Source organism: Pseudoalteromonas sp. 0303 (genome assembly GCF_013349995.1).
Lineage (GTDB): Bacteria > Pseudomonadota > Gammaproteobacteria > Enterobacterales > Alteromonadaceae > Pseudoalteromonas.
The window spans coordinates 1-5679 of the sequence record NZ_JABVXF010000075.1 but is presented as its reverse complement, the minus strand read 5'-3'; the positions used below and the strand labels follow the sequence as shown (position 1 = coordinate 5679).

Below are 5679 nucleotides of genomic sequence, written 5' to 3'. Positions count from 1 at the left end.
CAAGAGCGATAAAGCCTAAGCCATCAAAGTACCCACATAAAAAAAGAAATGCCAGTCAGCTTAACTGACTGGCATTGGGCTTTCAGCCTCTTTTTTATTAACTAGTTTTAAACTCTACCTCAACCTTGTTTTCTTCAAGTTTTACCTTACATGGTGGGTATTGGCGGTTAGTGAGTAGAACTTTTTCGAAAATATGAATTTCGACCCCTGAATGCAGTTTTTTATTAACGACTAATTGCGCATCTTCCAGTAAATCATGCAGATGATGCTCCAAGCTTGATAGCTTTTTCTCAAGCATTTCAGCTTGCTCGCAATAGTGTATTTGTGTGGCACCAATTTTTGCGAGTAACTGTTTTTTCTTTTCGGCGTCTTTTACTTGATCTGCTTTTTCGATAGCCGCTTGCAAAGTATCTAGTTGTGAATCTGTTTGTGCTAAATCTTTTAAACACTGATCAGTTTGCGCGGTGACATCAGCACCCGAGGCTGCTAAGTGAATAACCATTTTTGCACCCGATTCATTACCTATTTCGCCAGCAATTAACATTTGTGCGTCTAGGATCTCTCCGCCGAATAGCTTGCCTTGCGGATTATCTTCTTGGCCTATTTGCAATAGCTTGGTGGCTTTCATTTTGCAATGGCTGGCTTGGCGTTCAATGAGGATATTATTGGCTTCAAGGTAGCAGTATTGACCATGTGATAAGTGAATGTCACCTTGGCTGATAATATTACATGACAGCTTTTTATCTTCGAGCTGGTGACCAATTACACCTTGTTTTATGGTGATATCGCCAGCTGCTGATAAATGACCAGATTCCACAGTACCCATCACTGTGATATCGCCTTTGGCATTAATGCGCATGCCTGGTTCAACGTTATGAGTCACAATAACGCTACCTTCAAAATCTACGTGGCCACTTTTTACGTTTACATCGGCAATAGTAAAAATATCATCGACACGCATACCATTAGCAATATCAACAGGTACACCAGCGATCACAGAAATTAGCTCAAGCGGGTTATTTTTTGATATTTCGGTGCCTTCACCTGCGACAAGTTTGCTGTTTTCCCCCGGTTTTGCAGGAAGTACATCACCAGTAACAGTAAAGCCTTCTTTACCAGGAGTAGCAGGAATTTGTTTTATAAGTAATACACCGGGTTCGACACTTGCGAGCTTGCCAAAGTCACGCATATCGGCTGTGCCGTCTTCACGTAGTTTAGGTTTTTTTAAGCGGTCTTTTAAGGTTTCAACCTGTGGTACGAACTTAGATGGTTGGCCATCAATCGGCAACCGACCTTTTGCGAGCACACCTTTAGTAACTTCACCTGCAGGTAACTCAAACTGTTGTTGTAATAACTTTTCTAAGAAAGCTTGCTTATAACCGCGGGCAACGCCTGCTTTGATAAGCTCTTTTTTAGCATCGTCAAGCGTCATGACTTTGCCACCTTCAGCTAAAGTTAGCTCGCCAGTAGCCAGCATTTTATCATCACTCAGGGTGACAACTAGGCTCGCATCATGTTTAGAGGCAACAACAAGCATGCGCTCATTTGAGTCGCTTTTAAAGAAGTTATTGATAGCTTCATGATCCACTCTGCATTCGCAAAATGGTGACTTTTCTAATGCTTCGATAATAAACGCAGCACTAGGAGGCGAGTTTTCATGAACATCTAATAAAACGTTGCCGTTGTGAGCGAGCTTAAACACCTGGAGATCCTTTTTTACTACATTAGCTAAAGGTTTTACTTGTTATAACAACAGAGTGCTAGAGATTTGCTGATGAGTCAAGAATTTCGGATGAGGGAAGTAATAACTTTTTCTAAAAAAGAGCCAGCAACTTTGCGTTGCTGGCAGGGCTGATTAGTTTGTTGAAGGTAGCTCCATGATACCGTCAATTTCAACTTGCACGCCTTTTGGTAGCGCACGTACGCCAATTGCGGCACGTGCAGGGTATGGTTGCTTAAAGTACTGGCTCATCACTTCGTTAACAATCGCAAAGTTAGATAGGTCAGTTAAAAAGATATTCACTTTTACCATGTCTTGAATTTGGCCACCCGCAGCTTGGCAAACAGCTGTTAGGTTTTTGAATACTTGGTGAGTTTGCTCAGTAAAGTCTTCAGAGATCACTTCCATTGTTTCTGGTACAAGTGGAATTTGACCTGATAAATAAACTGCCGTGCCTACTTTAACTGCTTGGCTATAAGTACCGATTGCTGCAGGTGCATTATCAGTAGAAATAAAAGATTTGTTCATGATTATCCTTGTTACTTTTTACGATAGACTCTTTGCACATCAGGCATGACGCGAATGCGGCGCATAATGTTAGCAACATGAACGCGGTTTTTAACCGTGATGCCTAAATCTATCATGTATAAATTACTTTCTTTTTCGTCAGTCGCTATTTCAACAATGTTGGCTTGGGTTGAGGCAACAACATTGGTTAATTTAGCCAGTGCACCTTGGTGATTGATAATCTCAATACGCAGGGCTGCAATATATTCTTTCTCTGGGTTATCGTCCCATTTTACAACTAAGTATTTTGAGCGCTCTTTTTCCCAACCACGAATGTTTTTACATTCTTGGCGGTGAACAGTAAGGCCTTTACCTTGGCTGATATAAGCTGTAATAGCATCACCTGGGACTGGTCGGCAGCATTTAGAGTAATTAACTAACATGCCTTCAGTACCGATGATGGTCGCTTTTGCTTTTTGTGCAAGGTCGTCTAGGTCGTCTGCATCAACTTGCATCAAGCGTTTTGCTATAAGCACACTCATTAGATTGCCTGAGCCTATTTCGACTAATAGCTCAAGTACGGTATTTAGTTCATGCTCTTGAAGTACACGGCGAATGTTTTCATCTGGAATATCATCCAGTTTGGTTTCACCAAGTGCTGAGTCTAGTAAACGTCGACCGAGCAGCATGGCTTCTTCATGCTGTTGGCTCTTCAGGTAATTGCGAATACCTAAACGTGCTTTACCTGTTACAACAAAGTTTAACCAAGTTGCATTAGGGTGCGCCCCTGAGCTGGTGATGACTTCGACCGTTTGCCCTGTATCAAGCGCTTTGCTCAGCGGGTGAGGTTTACGGTTAACGCGTGCACCTACACAAGTATTACCTACATCAGTGTGAACTGCATAAGCAAAGTCGACTGCTGTCGCACCCATTGGAAGCTCAACGATACGACCATCTGGCGTGAAAACATAGATCTCTTCAGGGAATAGCTCTGTTTTAACGTTTTCAACAAACTCAAATGATGAGCCCGCACTTTGCTGAAGCTCCAGTAAGCTTTGCATCCATTGGCGAGCACGCTGCTGTGCTGTGTGGCCTGCGCTATCACCGGCTTTTTTATACATCCAGTGAGCAGCCACCCCTTTATCTGCCATATGATCCATGTCGTGGGTACGAATTTGAATTTCAACAGGAATACCATGAGGGCCAACTAATGAGGTATGGAGTGATTGATAACCATTGGTTTTTGGTACAGCAATGTAATCTTTAAAACGGGTTTCGATTGGTTTGTAAAGGTTATGAGCAACACCTAATACGCGATAACAGGTATCCATATTATCAACATTGATACGGAACGCGTAGATATCCATCACTTCGTTAAACGACAGCTCTTTATTGAGCATTTTTTTGTAAATGCTATAAAGGTGTTTTTCGCGGCCTGATATAGTTGCTTCGATGCCAGACTCTTCTAAACGCGCTTCAATTTCAGTCTTAATATTACTGATAACTTCTTTACGGTTACCACGTGCTTTGACCACTTCTGATCTTAATGCGCGATGGCGCATCGGATATAACGCTTGAAAACCTAAATCTTCTAATTCATTTTTAATATCATGAATACCAAGGCGGTTCGCAATTGGCGCATAAATCTCTAGAGTTTCACGGGCAATACGACGACGTTTGTCAGGGCGCAGTGCGCCTAAAGTACGCATGTTATGAGTACGGTCAGCCAGTTTAATTAAGATCACGCGAATATCTTGAGTCATCGCCATAATCATTTTGCGGTAGTTTTCGGCTTGGAATTCTTTTTTATCTTTAAAGCTGAGTTTATCTAGCTTACTCACCCCTTCAACAAGCTCGGCAACGGTGTCGCCAAAAATTTCAGCTAAGTCTTGTTGGCTAAAGTCAGTGTCTTCAATCACGTCATGCATCAGGGCAGCCATCAGCGTTTCGTGGTCTAAGTGCATGCCGGCAAGTATTTGTGTCACTTCGACAGGGTGGGTGATATAAGGCTCGCCACTTGAGCGTGTTTGGCCTTCGTGGGCTTCGCGAGCGACCACGTATGCTTTTTGTACCAGCTCAATCTCAGCAGGTGGTAAGTATTCGGATATTTTCTTTTTGAGGCCTTCGAATAGATACAAAGTCACACTCCAATGCGCAAATGAAGTAAATCGGTAACGGTATGAATAGAATATACGATGAAAAGAAGGGCTTGCCAACGGCTAGTGTAGAAATACTAGCCGTATAGCTAAATCAAAGCGGGGAGCTTGATTATTGGTTGCCACCTACGATAGCAGCCACAGCAGCCATTTCTGCTGCTTCTTGATGTTGTTGTTCTTCACGATCAATTAAGTCCATAGAAGAGCTATCTACTAACCCTTTCTCAATTTCACGTAAAGCAATAACCGTTGGTTTGTCATTTTCAGCATCAACGAGTGGATCTTTACCACCAACCGCGATTTGGCGGGCACGACGAGCCGCAACTAAAATTAAGTCAAAACGATTACCAATTGCATCTACTGCATCTTCAACAGTTACGCGAGCCATCTTAGCACTCCAAATAAATTCTTAAGCAAAGGCGTAGTTTACTGTACCAAGTTAAATTCGCCAATAGCTTGTGGTTAATTTTTATCTTATTCTTAAAAAAGTATTACTTAAGTAAGTTCTCTAATAATGCCTGATGGCGCACAGTTTGGCTTTTTAACGATAAACGTTTAGCCATAACGATAGTTTCGATTTCTGTAAGTGCAGTATCAAAGTCATCGTTAACAACAACATAATCATACTCATTATAGTGTGATGTTTCTGATTGTGCTTTTGCCATTCTTCCTGCGATTACCTCAGCAGAGTCTTGACCACGGTTATTTAAGCGTGATTCAAGTTCTTCTTTTGATGGCGGAAGAATAAAGATAGTCTCAACATCATCAACTAATTTGCGTATTTGCTGAGCACCTTGCCAATCGATATCCAAAAATACGTCAATACCTGCTGCAAGTTGGCTTTCGATTGCTTGCTTAGACGTACCATAGTAGTTATCAAACACTTGCGCCCATTCAAAAAAGTCATTTTTCTCAATTAGCGCTTTGAACTCATCCACAGAGACAAAGTGATAGTGCACACCGTTTTCTTCGCCCGGACGAGGTGAGCGAGTGGTATGCGAAACCGATACCTTCATATCGCTGTGTTTCTTTAGTAAAGCACCAATTAAGCTTGATTTACCAGCCCCTGATGGAGCTGACAAGATAAATAAATTTCCGCGAGTTTGCGCCATGATCTGTCTCTAATGAAAAATAAACAGGCTCGGACTATCGCTAATCCAAGCCTTTAATTGAACTATTGTACTTTATTTCGCTAAAAGTGCTCAAGTTTGAAAAAGGACTAGTACTCCATCACACAAGTTCTGACTAGTTGAGGGCACCATAAGCCCTCTCAAGTTTTTCACGAGCTGATTCAAC

5 protein-coding genes are annotated in these 5679 nt (G+C 42.0%); all 5 read right to left on the bottom strand.

Annotated features, from left to right (window positions below; translation table 11 throughout):
• Window positions 1-97: 97 nt before the first annotated feature.
• The 5 genes from HUS62_RS22055 to gmk all read right to left on the bottom strand — a co-directional run bounded on the left by HUS62_RS22055 (window position 98) and on the right by gmk (window position 5495).
• Window positions 98-1702, bottom strand: a complete 1605-nt coding sequence (locus HUS62_RS22055; protein ID WP_175081166.1) for a DUF342 domain-containing protein — start codon at window positions 1700-1702, stop codon at window positions 98-100.
• Between the two features lie 153 nt (window positions 1703-1855).
• The gene (locus HUS62_RS22050; protein ID WP_054554223.1) at window positions 1856-2248 is read right to left on the bottom strand and encodes a RidA family protein; all 393 of its coding nucleotides are present in this window, start codon (window positions 2246-2248) and stop codon (window positions 1856-1858) included.
• An 11-nt stretch (window positions 2249-2259) separates the two neighbouring features.
• Window positions 2260-4365, bottom strand: a complete 2106-nt coding sequence (gene spoT, locus HUS62_RS22045) for a bifunctional GTP diphosphokinase/guanosine-3',5'-bis pyrophosphate 3'-pyrophosphohydrolase (protein ID WP_175081165.1) — start codon at window positions 4363-4365, stop codon at window positions 2260-2262.
• A gap of 130 nt (window positions 4366-4495) precedes the next feature.
• Complete coding sequence (gene rpoZ / locus HUS62_RS22040; RefSeq protein ID WP_054554225.1) at window positions 4496-4771, bottom strand: DNA-directed RNA polymerase subunit omega; 276 nt, start codon at window positions 4769-4771, stop codon at window positions 4496-4498.
• A gap of 103 nt (window positions 4772-4874) precedes the next feature.
• On the bottom strand, window positions 4875-5495 hold the full coding sequence (gene gmk / locus HUS62_RS22035; RefSeq protein ID WP_054563423.1) for a guanylate kinase: 621 nt from the start codon (window positions 5493-5495) through the stop codon (window positions 4875-4877).
• Window positions 5496-5679 lie beyond the last annotated feature (184 nt).

What these genes read in the sequence shown, in the direction of transcription:
- rpoZ (WP_054554225.1), bottom strand. Translation starts at nt 4,771, where the DNA reads ATGGCTCGCGTAACTGTTGAAGATGCAGTAGATGCAATTGGTAATCGT.
- gmk (WP_054563423.1), bottom strand. Translation starts at nt 5,495, where the DNA reads ATGGCGCAAACTCGCGGAAATTTATTTATCTTGTCAGCTCCATCAGGG.
- HUS62_RS22050 (WP_054554223.1), bottom strand. Translation starts at nt 2,248, where the DNA reads ATGAACAAATCTTTTATTTCTACTGATAATGCACCTGCAGCAATCGGT.